The sequence below is a fragment of the Paraflavitalea devenefica genome, from assembly GCF_011759375.1.
In the GTDB taxonomy this organism is placed as follows: domain Bacteria; phylum Bacteroidota; class Bacteroidia; order Chitinophagales; family Chitinophagaceae; genus Paraflavitalea; species Paraflavitalea devenefica.
Genome location: NZ_JAARML010000002.1, coordinates 1,628,639 through 1,645,658, shown reverse-complemented (window position 1 = coordinate 1,645,658; position 17,020 = coordinate 1,628,639). Strand labels below are relative to the sequence as shown.

The window sequence follows — 17,020 nt, the reverse complement described above, 5'->3', positions numbered from 1 at the left end:
CACATGGTTGACACATGGATTAAAGAAATTTGGCAGTTTTTTAGCCATAATCCCCGGCTTTTATCCTTCGTGAGGGCTTTTCTGAAATGATTGAGATCGGGGCGCGATGAGGCTGTAATGTGGCTTAAACAGCACGTATAACATCCCCACCGGGAGTGAAGTGCGCCAAACATGGCCAGTGAATGCCCAGAAAAGCGCACTGGAGTGCTCTAAATACGTACCCTTCTATAGTGTACCAGTGCAAGGTTCAGGCAATACTTAGACCATTCCCTGGGCATTCCTCGTCCATTAACTGCCCATTACCCACCCCTACCGGGCTGCCTTCGGCCGCCTGAGCACTTTCATCCAGAACCATAATCCAACTCCCACCATCAGCACCTGCATGAATGCCCAGAACATGGTACTGATATCCCGCAGGGTTTTACCGCCCCAGTCCATAAAGTGGTGCTTGTGGAACAAGGCAAAACTGTACCCTTCCGCCAGGTCGTTGTCATTGACCAGGGCGGCCAGTTTACCGCTGCCGGTTTCCACATAATAACGTTCCTTACTGTTTTCTGCATAGCCCACTTTCCATACCGGCAGGCGCTTGTTCACAAAACCATATTCGCCGGCAAACCTGGTGATGGGCGTAACGGACAGGATCTTATCCGCCTGCCGGCCACTGAAGGTTGTTGCCAGGTATCGTGCATATTGTTGTTCGCCGGATGGCAATACTGTGTAATCAGCGGCCTGTATGTACAAGGTATTGGGTGGCGGCACATTCATGCTTTTCATGAGGTCTTTCCCGCCTGCCGGAGCCGCCTTCTTTTCCACGGGCTGAAGTCCCTTATGGAATACCTGCCAGTAAGGGCCGCCGGGCATATTTACCAGTGATACATTGGTGATCAGCTTCCCCTCTCCCACTGCCGCATGCAGCTTTTGCCAGTCGGGCGCAGCCTGCGTGGCGGAAAAACGGGTAGCCGTTTCATACAGGCGCCGGGTATCGGGCTGTAGTTTCTCCCAGGCATGGAAGGCGCCGCTGAAGGTGAAGAGCAACGTAAACAAAGAAGCAGACAAGGATGTAATGCGATGGATGCGGCGGGCTCGCACAGTCAGGTTACCATTGGGTTTCTTCGATTTCGTGGTGAAGAATATGTACAAGCCCATCACCGTGGTAAACATGGCCAGCGCCATGATACCTATTTCCACCACATGCTTCCCTTTGCCCAATACATCCAGCCAACTCAGGGTATGGAATAAGGCAAAGAAGGTATCAAATGCATAACGGTTATTGTCGGTAGCAAACGCAAAGCGGTCCTGCGCCGTCTCTACGTAAATACGTATACCATCGGCCCGGTCAAAGCTCACGCGGTAGGCCGGCAGGTAACGGTTCACGTATTTGTATTCTTTATCAAACTGCTCAATGAAAGTCACACCGTTTACTTTCGCTCCCTTGCTGTTGTTCATGATAGCCGCCATGGTACTGGTGCAGCAATCATGATCGCCGGAGAGGGCTTCTGCTGCATCGGTAGTGCTGCCATCGGGTAAGGGTTCCGGTTTTAAAGCGACCAGCATTTTACCGGCTTTGGCGACAGCGGCGGCCTGCTCATCGCCTTCGAGGAATTGCTTCGCGAGGTAACGGGCATAGAGTTCATCACCTTGCGGCAATAGTTTGCCGTTATCTGCACTGTAATATTTCAACACTTTGCTGCCGGGCAGTTGTACCTGGTAAAACCAGTTGTCGTTCATCGCCACCAGCCGGAAGCTACGGAAGGTATCCATATGGTTCTTTTGCAGCGCAGCCGCCAGCGATATTTTTATTTTTGACGTATCTATAACAGGCGCCATTAACCGTTGGGTAGCCACCTGCGGACGGATGTTGGTCATCAGCGGATGCATGAAACCGCTCACCGCCCATAAGAGCACCGGCAAGGCAATGATGAGACTGGCGATGCGGTGCCACCGGTATAGGTGCCGGCGGATGTATTGTTTAAAGGGCATGGTTATTTTTTAAAGAGGTGACCAAAATCATAGGCAATACCGGTCGTCATATTGCGCGGCTCCGCAGGATTGTAGCTATAGCCAAAACTGCTTTTGCTGGCCGTGTAAGCATAATAGCTATCACCCACATTGGTCAGATTCACCCATACTTCCAGCGCCTTCCACTGGTAACCTGCGCGCACATGCACCACGTTGAGACCTGGATACTTCACGGTATTGACCGGATCGAGCCAGTAGCTGCCTACATGCTGCCACTCTACACCGAGGCGCAGCCCCTTTATATAAGCAGGGCGATACCACAATTCGGTATTATAGATCCAGTTGGGCGCACCATTCATTTCATTGCCATCGTATTTTACGCCCTTCTCATTGAAGCTGGTAAACTCATGGCGACTGTAAGCGCCACTGAAACGGAAACTGATATCCTTCACCGGCGTGGCATTAACGCCCAATTCAATACCCTTGTGTAAAGTTTTACCGGCATTGCGGTTCTCGGTAGAACCATTATCCAGCTTTACCGACACTACTTCATTGGTACCATCCAGGTAATACGCACTCACATCAGCACTCAGTCTGCCCTTTACCAATGACACCCAGCCGCCCACTTCATAGTTATAGAAAACAGAAGGGTCCAGGTTGGGTACTTTCACCCCCCGGTACATTTCTGTTACCTGCGGCGGTACAAAACCCTGGCTGTAGTTGGCATACAGGCCGGCAGCGCGGCTGAAGTTGTACGTAAAACCCACTTTGGGGCTCACGGCACTGAAACGATTGGTGGTATCGGGTGAGCCACTGTAGGAAGAAGGCTTTAAGTAGTTATCGAATTTGTAGCGGAACAGATCATAACGCAGGGAAGCTACCACCCGCAGTTTCTCCACCGGTGAAAACTCAGCATTGATGAAGGCCGCATAGTTGTTGATGTTGTTGCGGTAATGGGTCAGTACACTGTCGGGCTGTGTATAGCTGACATATTTCCCCGATACGGTATCTTTTTTGATGCGGATGTAATCGGCCCGGTAGGTAGACGGACTAACATCAGCACTTACACCGGCAATGATGGCCGCCTCTTTCCAGGCGAACTGTTGCTTATGCTGGGCAATGACCGCATAGCTGTTGAAAGAGGCATCGTTGATCTCACCATGCGCCAGGTCTTTTTTACCCAGCCAGCCACTCCCCTGCCGGCGGTAATCATCCTTCACGGAATAAGCAGGATTTTGCCCAATGGAATTGTCACGATACATCACGGATATACTGCTCCTGCTCCTGTTGTTCCATATATGGTTGAGTGTGGAGCGGTAACGCAGGGCATCCACTTCGCGGTAGGTAAAGGTTTGCGGATTAAGGAAAGACTTGTTGGCAAATTTTGTGCTGTCAATGCCGCCCGGCATATCACTGTAGTAATCCAGCCAGGTAATGCTGTTGGTGAGCAGCGTCTTATCACTGAAGCGATAGTCAATGCGTGCACTGAGGACACCTTTGTGAAAGCCGCTGTATTCAATGTAGCTGTTGCGTTTATCGGCATAATAACCGTTCACGCTCACGCCCCATTTACCGCTGATGAAACCGGTTTGTACATCGGCACGCCGGTAACCAATGTCATTGCCCTGTACCGATAATTTTAAGGAAGGCAATGCCGGTGGCACGAGGGTAATGAAGTTCACCACACCGCCAATGGCTTCACTGCCATAGAGGGAAGAAGAAGGTCCCTTGATGACTTCAATGTTCCGCACCGCAGCCATGTTCATTTCCAGCAAGGCATTGTGGTTGAACAAGCCGGTAGTACGGATAGGAATGCCATCTTCGAGGTAGAGGAATAAGCTTTTGGTGGTCATGGGCTGACGGATGCTCATGGAATGTTGCTCATTGCCGAGGTTCACCATGTATACACCGCTTACTTTATTGAGCACCTGGTCGACGGTAATGGGTTTGGCATCCTGTATGGTCTTTGCCGTCAATGTATTGATCGCTACCGGGGCTTGTGAACGCCGGGCCATATCCCGGTTGGCCGAGATCACGATTTCCTGCATGGTATTGTTACTGGATTGCAGGGCGATGATGAATGCTGTTTGTTGCGGCTCCACAGGTATTGTAACCGGCTGATAGCCTAAGGAAGAAATGATCAATGTTTGTTGTCCGGCAGGTATGGATAGTTCAAAGGCGCCCTGGTTATTGGTAAAGGCGCCCAGTTGAGTGCCTTTCACCTGTACAGAAGCACGGGCAATGGGTTCTTTGGTGATGCCATCAATTACTTTTCCGCGGAAAAGGGATTGGGCAAAAGCATGTTGTATGAATAATACCCCACAAAGTGTGATAAGGTATGGAATAACTCTTTTCATTATAGTCCGGTTTTGGCTGAAGTATGGGCACTTTGCCGCCGCAAAAGTGCATGGAACAACGTGTCACTTCAATCAGATGCTGCATGAAGTGAATAATTCAAAGCATGAATCGGGAGCCTGCATAGGAATACCACCCGTTCAACATACCTGCAACCGGTTTGCAGGATGTAAACGAAAGCATTCAAAAGGAAACACTACGGGAATTATGCCACGCGTGGAGGATGGAAGATGGCGGCAACAGACCGTTGAATGGTTGTTGCTGTATAGGCAGGAAAATGATTGGATATAGCTGTAACGGGTTCAACAGGCATCTGTTCAGCCACCTGATTGAACAACAATACTTCAAATTTTTCTTTACCGCTATTCAGGGGAGCATTTTCCTGTTGGTCCTGGGCGGCCATCTGTTTACGCAAGTAACATTTACCATGACAAGAAGAGTTGGGCTTTGCCCGGTTTTCGCACAAAGTGGCGGCAATGGTGCGCTGATTGATGACAAAACCCACTATCAGCCAGCATTTGCTGAAGGTTTGTGCCATTACGATCACCAGCAATAATATGGCGCCTGCCTGTTTCAAGTACGAAATTTGTGCAAATCTAAGGCCAGAATAGCAAATAAAAAATGACAAAGATCATTTCATTTCCTGATGATAAATATAATGATGGGCTACCTGATCGTTTATCCCCGGTTTGTGTTGTTGGAGGATATTGAAGGCCACCAACTTCCAATAAAAAAACCAATGTCCTGATATGCTTTACGGTAGCTATCGGGACATTGGCTTTCTATCTTGTTTATTAATCTGCTCTTTTGCAAAAGCATTGCAGCCGTATCATCCAGATGATACCGGCAGCCATGAGCAGGGTAAGCAGGCCGATGATAATGGCCATGGCCCTGTTGATGCCCACGCCACTGATCAGTCCAATGGCCAGCAGCAACAGCATGATAGCCGCCATCAACCATAAGGCATTGCGTAGCCTGCAACACAAGGAGCGCGGTGGCAGCAGTATGGCTGTTTGCCCGGATATACCATCCGGCGATGCTTCAATAAGGCCCGCATTGCCACCAAAGCCATTGACCCGCTCGCCGGTATGCTGCAGATAACGTTCAAACACCGGATACCAACGATCATTCGTGGGTATACTTCTAAAGATGTGTTTGAATACGGCATAGTCCTGCATCTCATTCTCCAGCAACAATTCTGCGGAGCTTACCGGTATCACCAGTTCAAAAGCACCCAGTATTTTCCTCTTCATGCCTTCTACCTGCTTAAAGGTCACATTAAACCTTTGGCCTTTCTCATACATCACCTTTCCGTTTACCGTCCGCTTTACGCCCTTATATACATCTGAGGGTAATTCTATAGACAATAACGCAGCGAGGTTGAAGCTGCGGCCGGAGGGCAATGGTATGTAGGTAATTTCATTCACGGCACAACTGATGGTATGCTCATCTACCAGCTCCAGCACTTCGGGACCGGGACGAAGCCTTGACATTTTGATGATGTCTTCGGCCTGCAGTGCAGGAATGTATAACGTAGCTTTTGAGTTGCGCGGAAGGTTTTTCCATTCAATGATCAGCTCATCATTGGCGATCAATACCATCTCCCTCCTTTGCTGGTGGTGGTCGGGCGGCGTATCGCCGGCATGAGGCAGGGCAAAGTAAGGCATACGGAATTTGTTATTCACTCCCATTTGCTCAGAAGCCTTGATCTCAATGGTATGCTGGATGGTATGGGTAACGGGGCCGCCCGGATTATCGGATTCTACAATGGCCAGGTTGCGTTGTGATAAGTTGTCATTGGAACCGGGCGTTTCTCCTTCATTGATGGGATCACTGGCAAAATGGATCTCCGCCACCAGACACTGGTGACGGCCCCTGACCAATTCCTGGACAGACTTTAAGCCGCTGCTGTAAGGTCCATTACCACCAGGGTGCAAGGGAAAACGCAAGGCCGTTTGGTTAAAGTCGAGGAAGCAACCAAAGAAAGCATAGGTTTCAGCGCCGGCAGCATGGGAGATGGTCCTTCTGTTGTTGATATCTCCCTGGTCCAGCATACTTTGAATAGCCGTATTTACCCGTGCCTCTGCAAAGAATGGAATGGTGAGTATGTCACCACCGGATAAACCCAATAAGGGAATAGGCGCTCCGGCTGTATTGATGCCCCGCCGGTAAGTAGTAGAACTGTTGAATGCCACACTGGGAGAAGTGGACATGAACATCCTGAAGAATGCCCGCACATCGGTTGCATTCAGTGACCTGCCCTTATAGCGCACTTTGGCAATGGCAAAGTTGAATACCCTTAGTCCGCCGCGTGTGCGCCCCAGTTCCAGTCTGCTGATCTCGGGATCAGGATTTAGCTCACTGTCAAATTGCGTTGCGCCGGCGGCCGGGCTTCCATTCAGGCTGTTCAATACACCCTGCAGGAAACTAATGGCCGATGCTTCTGTATTGCCAATGGCGGGCTGGCCAAATTTTGCACTGCCTTCTGTTAACTGAAATACCCGGAGATCGGTGCTCAGCCAATGGGTGGCGCCATCCAGCATGTAAGGATTGGGCTGATGGGTAAGCACGATCCTGCCATGGGCCGTATAACCACTTTTGGCGGCATGGATATGCACATCCTGTATTTCAATGGGCGTAGTCATATCGGCCTGGAAGAACGGTTGGTTATTGGCAAAGCGCAGGCGGTATTTGAAAGTAAAGCGCTGCCGGGTGCCTGCAGGCGGAGGCGTTACTTCTGTGAGCAAGGCCTGCGGTTCTGCAGTGATCTGGGTAATCAATGTATGATCTGCTTTCCTGAATTCGATAGTAGGCGCGAAGGGGGTAATGTCGGCGGGCACCGGGAGTGGAATGCCTAATTCGGCCGGCAGGAATCCATCCATCACCACATAAAAAGCATCATCAAAGGTAGAAGGTGATGCAGGCGCCACTTCATCATTGGAAACATGCGACCGATCGGTAATGATGTAACAGCTCTTTTTTGTAAGGGTAATAAAGTGCGCCTGCTGGCAGGGCAGGTTACCCGTACCGATGATCCATACCATATAAATGCCGGGCGGCGCAATGCTGGCATCACCGGTTACACCCACCCGTAAAGTACCGGTACCATCAGGTACAAAATCGAGCGGTACATAACGTTGTTCCGTGTCTGTATGGTGGGTCATAGAACCCGTGCGCATGATCACCACCCGGATGATGCTGGCAGCATCGGGTGTATCAACTAAAAACTGTCCGCCATAGCTGATCTCTGTGGCCGGCCCATCATCGCGGCGGATGCTGGTGATCGTGGGCCTTGTACCATTGAAGAAATAGGTAGGTTCATATAGTTCAAAGGTCTTCTGGTTCAGGGTGCCGCCTACGCCGGGCTCGCTCTGGGCAGGATCAACACCACCGGCTGTAAATACTTTTCCATTGGGCAGCAGGATGGAAGTAGAATGGTATTGACGGGAAGCGCCCATGGTATCTGCCAGCGTCCAGGTATCCAGTACAGGATCATAGATCTCGGCCTGGTTGGAGGGCGTGAGGCCAGGCGTCCATTTGTAACTGTTATGCCCGCCATGCACCAGTATTTTTCCATCCGGCAACAGCACAGCATTAGGGTTTACCCGCGGCAGGTTCATATCAGCAATGCGGTGCCAGGCAAAAGCGCCGCTTTGGGTATCGAGTATCTCCGCCGCATCCAGTTCTGAGCCCGCCCTGTGACCAGTACCAGCATTCTGCGATACCGGCCATCCCCCACCTACCAGCAATATTTTACCATCCTGCGCAGGCGGCAGCAGTACAGAAGTTCCCTCTTCCCGGTTAGGTACGTTGGGCATCAGCCCTTCATCAATCCAGGCGCCACTGTTGGCCCCTGTTTTTACAAAGGAAAAGGTGTTGATGGGTGACGATTGACCTGCTTCATACCGCCAGGTAGTGCCTGAATACACCACCTTGCCACCAGGCACAAGGTGCATGCCCGGATAGGTGGCGAATGTTTTATCGGCGCCGGCCAATACCGTGGGCATGTAACCGGGACCGGTAAAAGGAGGCCGTAATAATTCCGTAGTAGAAGAAATAACAGAAGAAGAGCTACCTCGCCCTGAAAACACTACATAACTGCCATCGGGCAATGCTACCATGGTAGGATACCAGCGTGGCTCACTGAGGTCGCCTATTTTGGTCCATGCATGTGTAGCGGGGTCATAAATACAGATATCCCGGATACCTGTACCGTGTGTGGCGGCAGCACCGCCAATGGTAAGTACCCGGCCATCATCGAGCAAAGCATGGTGACAGCAGAAGATGTCTACCCCCGAAGGGAATACGGTCTTGATAGCCGTGCTAATGGGTTGGTTGGGGTCCCATTCATAAGACTCTGTGAGGTAATGGGAAAATTCCACGTGGCCTGACCAGATCAGGACATTACCATTTTTTAATAGAAGACCATGAACGGGGAATACGCCGGCGCCATCGCCGGTTGTGCGGGAGTCGCCGGGAGTTTGAGCAATACCATTCCAGCGCCCATCTGTTACAGGAGGCATGAGGTTGATTTTAAGGTGAAGAATAACGCGCAGGGAATGATTGCTATAGGGGACAGAACACAGGCAGTTCAATAAACGTACAGTAAAGCTAACCACAAAAGTGTGGAGCAGCAATACCACGAAGTGGTAGTTTACTTCATCTCCTGGTAATGCTTTCTATGGGCCATGGGCGTTTTGCCGGTAATGGCTTTGAAATGACGGTTGAAGTTGGAGAAGTTATTGAAGCCGCTTTCATAACATACTTCTGCTATTGTTTTATGGGTTTCGGCCAACAGCTTACAGGCATGACCAATGCGCACTTCCATTAGGAAGCGGGAGAAGGTTTTCTTAATGCGTGATTTAAAGTAACGGCAGAAGGAGTTAGGACTGATATGCGCCACCTTGGCAATTTGCTCCAGGGTGATCTCACGGGAAAAGTTCTTCATGATGTACTGGTATATATTATTCATGCGGTCGGCTTCCACTTCATTGTAATGGAATTCAAATCCCTTGCTGCATACGGTTTTGGTTTGTTTGGAAGAAGCGATCGCATGCAGTATCTGCATAAGTAAGATAATACGTTCGCTTTTGCGGGCCGCTACCAGTTGCTGCATCAGGCCGGCCACTGCTATCCTGGTTTGATTCTTGATCCGCACGCCCTGTTGCGCTTTGTCAAAGAGCTTCAGCAGGTCTTTGTTCTCCGGCAGCTTAAAGAAATCCGCTCCCAGGCAGCCGGGCGTAAAGTGTACAATAATGGCTTCCATCTGCAATGTGGAATTCTTGCGCAGGAATTTTTCATCACTGCGCCACAGGTGGGGCAGATCGGCGCCCAGCAGGATCATATCATTGGCCTTGAAATGATGGATGTGATCGCCAATGAACTGCCGCCCATAGCCTTTAATGATATGCACCAGTTCCAGTTCCGGATGATAATGCCAGTGGTTGTAGAAATGCGGTGCTATATCATGTCGTACACTGAAAGAATGTTCCGCTTCCAGGTGGATCTTCATTAAGTGCGGCTTCATGCTAAAACGATTTTAATACTTTACTGGTATAAAACAGGGGGAAAATTCTCTTTCAGATGGTAAGATAGTACAAAAACTGGGTAATAGGATGGTAAGATGTTCTGGCGTTTGCGACTATTTTTGAATAAGCAATTCAATTACCGGATTGGTTGCTAAAACAGGTCAGGCATACATGCGGCAGCATGCTTCTTTGCCTGCTGTTTCTTTCATTGTAATCCCAAAGTCCAGTGATCCCTATCTATTAATACTCATAAAAAATATGAGCAGGGTAGCTATTGCCTGCTCTTCACCTGAAAAACAACAACACATGTCAAAACGGATGATCATGCCACTTAGCGAAGCCGGCATCGGGGATATAGCCCTGGTAGGCGGCAAGAACGCTTCCCTCGGAGAAATGCTGCAACACCTTACGCCGCTTGGCGTGAAGATCCCGCAGGGATTTATTATTACGGTAACGGGGTATACCCGGTTTATCCGTTTTAATAACCTCGAAGAAAGGATCCAGCACATTATCGGCGCTATCCAACCCGATGATATCGCTTCGCTTCAACAGGCCGCTGCTACGGTGCGTGAACTGATCACCCGCAGTCCTTTCCCCCCGGAAATGATCGACCTGATCAGTGATGCATACGATGCATTGTCTGATCAGTATAAACAGCTCTGCGCCGATGTGGCTGTGCGTTCATCCGCTACAGCAGAAGACCTGCCGGATGCTTCCTTTGCCGGACAACAGGATACCTACCTCAATGTAAAAGGCATCGACCAGTTGCTGTATTCCGTGAAGCACTGCTTTGCTTCCCTGTTTACCGACAGGGCCATCAGCTACCGGCAGCGTTTGGGGTATGATCATTTTAAGGTGGGCCTTTCCGTATGTGTGCAAAAGATGGTACGGTCTGATCTCGGCGCTTCGGGCGTCGCTTTCTCCCTGGATACTGAAAGCGGCTTTAAAGAGGCCATTGTGATCAATGGCGCTTTTGGCCTTGGCGAACTGGTAGTACAGGGAACTGTATCGCCGGATGAATTCATTGTATTCAAGCCGGCCCTGCAAAAAGGCTATGCCGCCATTATTGAAAAGAAGATGGGCACAAAAGATAAAAAGATGGTGTATGGCGATGAGCCCGGCGAGCGCGTAGCTACCATCAGCACCAGCCTGCATGAGAGGGACAGCTTTTGTATACCAGATAATATCGTATTACAGTTGAGCCAATGGGTAATGGCTATTGAAAAGTATTATTCCAGCCTGCACCAGCGCTGGTGCCCGATGGATGTGGAGTGGGCGGTAGATGGCGCCACGAAAGAATTATATATTGTACAGGCCCGGCCCGAGACGATCCATTCCCGCCGCCCACCCGGTACTATTACAGAATATACCATACAGGATATTACCAGGGCGGGCAAGATCTTAGCGAAAGGTATTGCCGTAGGCGATAAGATCGCCAGCGGCAAGGTAAGGGTACTGCATTCCCTGCAAACACAGGATATTCACCGGCTGGTCTTTGAAAAAGGAGATGTGCTGGTAACAGAGATGACCGATCCCGACTGGGAACCCATTATGAAAAAAGCGGCCGCCATTATTACGAATAAGGGAGGCAGGACCTGCCACGCCGCTATTGTGGCCCGTGAAATGGGTGTGCCGGCTATTGTAGGATGCGGCAATGCCACCGAGGTCTTACAGGAAGCACAGGTGATCACCGCTTCCTGTGCAGAAGGAGAAGCCGGATTGATCTATGATGGCATTATTCCTTTTCAAACGGTGTCTTACGACCTGAGCACTTTTCCGGAAGTAGACACCCCTATCCTGCTGAATGTAGCTTCGCCCGATATGGCTTTCCGCTTCGCTCACCTACCCTCCAAAGGCGTGGGACTGGCCCGGGAAGAGTTTATCATCAACAATTATATTAAAGTGCATCCACTGGCCCTCCTGCACCACCATGAACTGCAGGATGCCCCCCTCACGGCAGCGATCAACGATATTACCAGGGGTTATCAGAACGAGGCTGACTTTTTTGTACAGAAGCTCTCCCAGGGTATTGCCAAGATAGCAGCGGCCTTCTACCCGCATAAGGTACTGGTACGCTTCTCCGACTTTAAGAGCAATGAGTATTTTAACCTGCTGGGCGGCTGTCATTTTGAACCGGAAGAAGAAAATCCGATGATCGGCTGGCGCGGCGCCTCCCGCTATTATTCTCCCCAATATAAGGAAGCCTTCCTGCTGGAATGCAAGGCTATTAAAATGGCGCGTGAAAAGATGGGCCTGAAGAATGTAGTAGCCATGATCCCCTTCTGCCGTACGGTGAAGGAATTATTGCAGGTATATGATGCCATGAAGGAAGGCGGACTGGAACGTGGCCAGGAAGGACTGGAAGTGGTACTGATGGCAGAGCTGCCTTCCAATATTATTATGGCCCGGCAGTTTGCCCGCCATATTGATGGCTTTTCGATTGGCTCCAATGATCTCACCCAACTGGTGCTGGGGCTGGACCGTGACTCCTCGCTGGTAGCGCATATTTATGATGAACGCAATGAGGCCGTGAAATCGATGATCAGCATGCTGATCACGGCTGCGCGGGAAGCTGATATCCCGGTAGGTATTTGCGGACAGGGGCCTTCGGATTTCCCGGATTTTGCACAGTTCCTGGTAGAGATGGGTATTGATTCTATTTCTGTAACGCCGGATTCTTATTATAAAACAGTAAAAGCTATTCATAGTATAGAACAGCGTATGAAGGTGTTGATAGCATAGTTATGGCGAGTGGTAAGAGGCGAGTGGCTAGTGGGCTTTTGCGCGCCCCACTAGCCACTCGCTTCTTCAATTATAGTTTCTTCAGAACGACCTTCGCTTGTGACACTTCATAAGCTGCATCGAGGATTTCCAGTATCTGTGGCCACTGGGCGATATCGAAGCGGCGGCCTGCATAGATCTTTTTAGCATATACCATGAGGTTGCCACCTTCTACAAAGGCAATGCTGGTAAAGCTGCCGCAACTGTTCTCTATTTTTTTGTGCAGGTTCTCCAACCCTTTCACTTCATAACCGGCAGGAATAGCAAAGGTGATCTTCCAGTTAAGGGCGCGCGGATAACGCACATCCACCGGCAATACCCGGCTACGCTCCTCTTTCCTGATCTTTGTTTGCAAGCCCATCAACGCAGGCACGGCCACCACCAGGTCATTCCCGGCAGCCGCTGTCATATCGCCCAGCACAAAGGATTCACTGTATTTCAAGTTCCTTTTTTTAAAGCTCCTGCCATCCTGCTGCAGGCGGAAGTTGTCGTATTTCTCTACCTGATACCCATATTCATTTTCTGCCAGCCCTTTCATCATGATGGGCTTCTGCTCTTTCCATTCCTTCTTCTGGTCATTGAAGTCCTGGGCCGCTTTTTCTTCCTGTTTCATACTGAGGCCTTCCCACATACTTTGACCATCAAAGTTCCTATAGTCAGTTTCCATAAAAGGCATCAGCGCCAGGGCTTCATCGATGATATCGTCCTTTACCAGCCCTTTTGCCTCAACGGTCTTATCCACCGACATGTTCACTTTGCTATCATCCAGCCGGGCGCTTACCAGGGTAAGGATGGCATTGCTCAGCGTATCGGTGAGCGGCAGTACTTCACTCACTGCTTTTGCTTCCTCCTTGTTATAGGGAAAGCGGATGGCATTATTGCCCACCAGCCAGGCCTGCAGGTCTTCCGGATTGCTGTGTTCACCGGGATTGGTGTAATACTTGTTCTTGTATTTAACCAGCCAGGCTATTTCCTGTGAGAAAGCAATGGAGTTCAGGTTGGTCCTGTTGTTGGGCGCACTTACCACAATTTCATGCTCAATCCTGTTCTCTTCCAGCAGGCGGGAAAACACTTTGGCAAAGGCAAAATCACTCCAGCCGCCTGCCATGGTCTTCGACCTGATGAGGTAATAGGTCTTTTGTACGTACTCATCCGGGCTGGCATCTTTGATGCCTTTCTTACGGAGCGTCTTGTACATATCACCCACCGTAGATTCAATGCCGGCCCTGAGCCCCGCTGTATAATCACCGGTCAGGTGTAGTTTCGCCGGGTTAAACCAGAAGGTCTTGGCCTTCTCCCCCAGTTCTTCGGTGCTCATGTCCTTTTTCATATCCGTTTCGTCCTTGAACCACACAAAGTTTTTGCTGCTGTTGCGTGCATAGACTACCTGGAATTTAATGGAAGGCAATTCCATAAACTCGCTCACATAACGGGTATCGGTGATCTTATCCCGGTTATTATCTTCCCAGCGGAATACTTTATTGCCCTTGTTGGTTGTTTGCACAAATTCCGGCGCCCCTTTCAGGCTTTTATAGCCTATGAAATATTTTTCGTCTTCTGTTACTACTTCAATTACCTGTTTGGCCACCGGCAGTTCCCGGTTGCAGAGGTAGTAAACAGGCGTAAATTCCCGGTAGCTGGGATTGTACCCGAACTGCTGGTTGTTGAAGTTCTTAAATTCGTATTCAATGATATCCCCTTCTTCCAGACCGGGCACTGCTATTTTGAAGTAGGTGGGGCGGTAAGAAGAAGAAAAACGCTCATCGGTATAGCTCCTGAAAATACCGGGCACCAGCTTGATGTCTTCCACGCTGATGGCTTCCGAAATATCCACCGGCTCTGTGGCGCCATCTTTCTTAATTACCCGGGCAGCAAAGGCATCGCCTTCGGTAGAGAGCCTGAAGTATAAGACAGAGTATTGTTCAAGGGCGAATTTATCATTGAGCAATATTTTACGGCGCTCTGTTTCTTCAATGAGTATTTTGGTTTCGTTAGATGCGTTGGCGTAGTAGATGGACGCACCCAACGTTAAGGGCGCTGTCAGCAACCCGTATATGTTACGGCCGATACGCTTGCCCAGGCTTACGCCTTTTTTATCAAAATTAAAGCTGGTCTTCTGGCAAAGGATCACGGCGCTTTCACTGGCCCACTGAGCGGCTTTGTTATTGCCTTTAAAGTCGGCATCCTCCTCCGTCAGCAGCGGATTTTTTTCGAGGTTCTTTTGAAAGAGCTCTACCTGTTTTTTGGAAATACGTTGCTGGCTGTATACCTGGCCGGCGCCTATGATAGCCAGCAGGCAGCAGAGGATGATCGTTTTCATGCACATTAGTTTGGAGGGTTGCATTATTGCTAAAGGATGTTTATTGCAAACCGATGGTTACGTTGTTGCGGTTGAATTCTTTGATCTTGTTGAGGAATGCTTTCCAGGCGGTAAAGTCGGCAGTATTGATCACCGGCGAATTCATGCGCATTTTCTTTTTCAGGGTGACTTTATTGCCGGCAGTGGTATAAGCCGCTTCCATGCTGTTGTTGTTGAAGGCCGACTGGAAGTTGGACGGCGCGGCCTGCATTTTGGCATTGGCCGGCAGTTCGAGCGTTACTTCATCACTGGCTACAAATACATTGTCCATGTCAATGGGATTCTGCCTTTCTTCGTCGGGAATGAAGTTGGCAAAAGTACCGGGGAAGAAATCAATACCAATGTAACAGGTCTTATCCACCTGTGTTACCTGGTTGCTGATCTCCACATCGCCTTCCAGCACCAGCGGAATATCGCGGTTCTTAAAATCGGAGGTTTTAACATTGGTAGCTTCCGAGTTAGCACCGTTCAACTCTATCATGTGCGTGATGAATTCCTTGCGCTTATTGGCGGGAATGGTGTTGTAGATGTAATGAAAGAAGTTTTTTGATTCGCCATCAAAGGTCATTTTCACATGCCCGCTGATCTTGTTGCCTTTGAGCACCAGGGAAGCCTGGGTGGCGATCTGGTTATCTTCGGCCGAAGGCGGCGGCACATTTTCTACTTTATAGGTATCGCCATGCTGCACCAGTACATTTTTTCCCTGTATGCGGTAGGCATTCCTGCCCAGGGCGGCATATTTCTCGGTACCGTCCAGGAAATAGGTCTTCCCCTTGAGGTAAAGTACACTGATGGCATGGTTATCTACACAAAGGGATTGTATCTCGGTACGGTCGTATGGTATTTCACGGGTGCCTATCCAGGCAAAATGCGCATCATAGCCCGCCAGCTTCAGCATTTCTGTAAGCAGGTTGGCCATGCCCTTACAATCGCCGTATTTGTTTTTAAATACTTCCTGCACAGTTTGTGGCACAAAACCGGAATAGCCCTCTTCAAAAGCAATGTAGCGTATGTTATCCTGCACCCAATAGTAGAGGGCTTTGACTTTGTCTTCATCAGTGGTTTTACCCTGGGTCAACTGGGCTACCTGCGTCTTCAGCACATCCGTCTGGTTCTCGGCTTTTTTGTACAGGAAGTTGTACCAGGCATACATATCATCGAGGGACTTAAAACCATTTATTTTCTTTTGGTTGGCAACGTAGCTGCGCACAGTAATGACCAGGTGCGGAAGGTAATAAGGTCTACCCAGTGAAGAAGGCTCCTGCTTAATGCCCAACAAGTTCTCTGCCGTGTAGGTATACACATTTACGTTCTTCTCTTTCTTTACTTCCTTCTTTATTTTATATCCGGCAAAGTTCTTTTCAACGATCTCCAGTTCCAGCCAGTCGGGCACTTTAAAACTGATGCTGTTCTGTTTTACCGGGAAGCCATGGTGAAAGAATACCCGGGTAAGGTATTTGGCATCGGAATATTCATAGTTGTATTTGAACCGGCAGCGTGTACCGGTTTCGTTGGCAAGGAAACCATATACCTGCCCGTAGCTATCATCAAAGAAAATAGATTCATCTGTGAGGGATACTTTTTGCGGAGGGTATTTCTGGCTTTTAAAGTTGTTCTTATAGAAGATCTCAAAATCGTAATCGGCCAGTTTTACAAACTGGTTATAGGGCAGCAGGTAGCCAATATTGGTCTTGCTCTCCAGGGCCACCATTTCCACCGTTCCTTTTTCGGTCACAGTGGCCACCGGCTGGCCATTGATGCCTTTACCGGTACTGAAGCTTACTTCTTTCTGAATAAGGTAAGCGCCGTATTTGGCTTTTTTCTGAATCTTTTTGAGGGCGATCGACTGGCTAATACCTTCTCCATCAACAGTTTGAAATTGGGCCAGGGTGGACATGGAAAGCAGGGCAAGTACCAGTGTAACCAGGGACAGTCTTTTCATACAGGTAAATTAAGGGGTTTATCCAATGCAAACTTATGTAAATCCGGGAGGAATTCACCTACTAACCCCTATCAATGGATGAAGTCCCCTGGTATT

8 protein-coding genes are annotated in these 17,020 nt (G+C 49.4%); 1 reads left to right on the top strand and 7 read right to left on the bottom strand.

Features of this window, described 5'->3' with window-relative positions:
* Positions 1 to 309 precede the first annotated feature (309 nt).
* The 5 genes from HB364_RS16075 to HB364_RS16055 form a co-directional block, all read right to left on the bottom strand.
* Complete coding sequence (locus HB364_RS16075; protein WP_167289237.1) at positions 310 to 1,980, bottom strand: PepSY domain-containing protein; 1,671 nt, start codon at positions 1,978 to 1,980, stop codon at positions 310 to 312.
* Between the two features lie 2 nt (positions 1,981 to 1,982).
* Positions 1,983 to 4,316: a TonB-dependent receptor gene (locus tag HB364_RS16070; protein WP_167289236.1), complete on the bottom strand. Its 2,334-nt coding sequence runs from the start codon at positions 4,314 to 4,316 to the stop codon at positions 1,983 to 1,985.
* A 203-nt stretch (positions 4,317 to 4,519) separates the two neighbouring features.
* Positions 4,520 to 4,891, bottom strand: coding sequence for a hypothetical protein (locus HB364_RS16065; RefSeq protein ID WP_167289235.1), 372 nt, complete (start codon positions 4,889 to 4,891; stop codon positions 4,520 to 4,522).
* 217 nt (positions 4,892 to 5,108) lie between these two features.
* Positions 5,109 to 8,837 (bottom strand): galactose oxidase-like domain-containing protein, encoded by a 3,729-nt coding sequence (locus tag HB364_RS16060; RefSeq protein WP_167289234.1) that lies wholly within the window; start codon positions 8,835 to 8,837, stop codon positions 5,109 to 5,111.
* A gap of 131 nt (positions 8,838 to 8,968) precedes the next feature.
* A complete protein-coding gene (locus HB364_RS16055; RefSeq protein WP_167289233.1) occupies positions 8,969 to 9,841 on the bottom strand; it encodes an AraC family transcriptional regulator in 873 nt (290 codons plus the stop codon).
* A 307-nt stretch (positions 9,842 to 10,148) separates the two neighbouring features.
* On the opposite strand from HB364_RS16055, the gene ppsA reads away from it, so the two are divergent.
* Positions 10,149 to 12,584, top strand: coding sequence for a phosphoenolpyruvate synthase (gene ppsA, locus HB364_RS16050; protein ID WP_167289232.1), 2,436 nt, complete (start codon positions 10,149 to 10,151; stop codon positions 12,582 to 12,584).
* A gap of 70 nt (positions 12,585 to 12,654) precedes the next feature.
* Here the strand turns inward: ppsA and HB364_RS16045 are convergent, their stop codons facing one another.
* The gene (locus HB364_RS16045) at positions 12,655 to 14,943 is read right to left on the bottom strand and encodes a DUF3857 domain-containing protein (protein ID WP_167289231.1); all 2,289 of its coding nucleotides are present in this window, start codon (positions 14,941 to 14,943) and stop codon (positions 12,655 to 12,657) included.
* A gap of 40 nt (positions 14,944 to 14,983) precedes the next feature.
* Positions 14,984 to 16,924: a transglutaminase-like domain-containing protein gene (locus HB364_RS16040; RefSeq protein ID WP_167289230.1), complete on the bottom strand. Its 1,941-nt coding sequence runs from the start codon at positions 16,922 to 16,924 to the stop codon at positions 14,984 to 14,986.
* Between the last annotated feature and the right edge of the window lie 96 nt (positions 16,925 to 17,020).

Bases quoted from the DNA above. Each gene is read 5' to 3' on its own strand.
- HB364_RS16070 (WP_167289236.1), bottom strand. From the start codon at position 4,316: ATGAAAAGAGTTATTCCATACCTTATCACACTTTGTGGGGTATTATTC.
- ppsA (WP_167289232.1), top strand. From the start codon at position 10,149: ATGTCAAAACGGATGATCATGCCACTTAGCGAAGCCGGCATCGGGGAT.
- HB364_RS16055 (WP_167289233.1), bottom strand. From the start codon at position 9,841: ATGAAGCCGCACTTAATGAAGATCCACCTGGAAGCGGAACATTCTTTC.
- HB364_RS16060 (WP_167289234.1), bottom strand. From the start codon at position 8,837: ATGCCTCCTGTAACAGATGGGCGCTGGAATGGTATTGCTCAAACTCCC.
- HB364_RS16045 (WP_167289231.1), bottom strand. From the start codon at position 14,943: ATGAAAACGATCATCCTCTGCTGCCTGCTGGCTATCATAGGCGCCGGC.
- HB364_RS16075 (WP_167289237.1), bottom strand. From the start codon at position 1,980: ATGCCCTTTAAACAATACATCCGCCGGCACCTATACCGGTGGCACCGC.
- HB364_RS16040 (WP_167289230.1), bottom strand. From the start codon at position 16,924: ATGAAAAGACTGTCCCTGGTTACACTGGTACTTGCCCTGCTTTCCATG.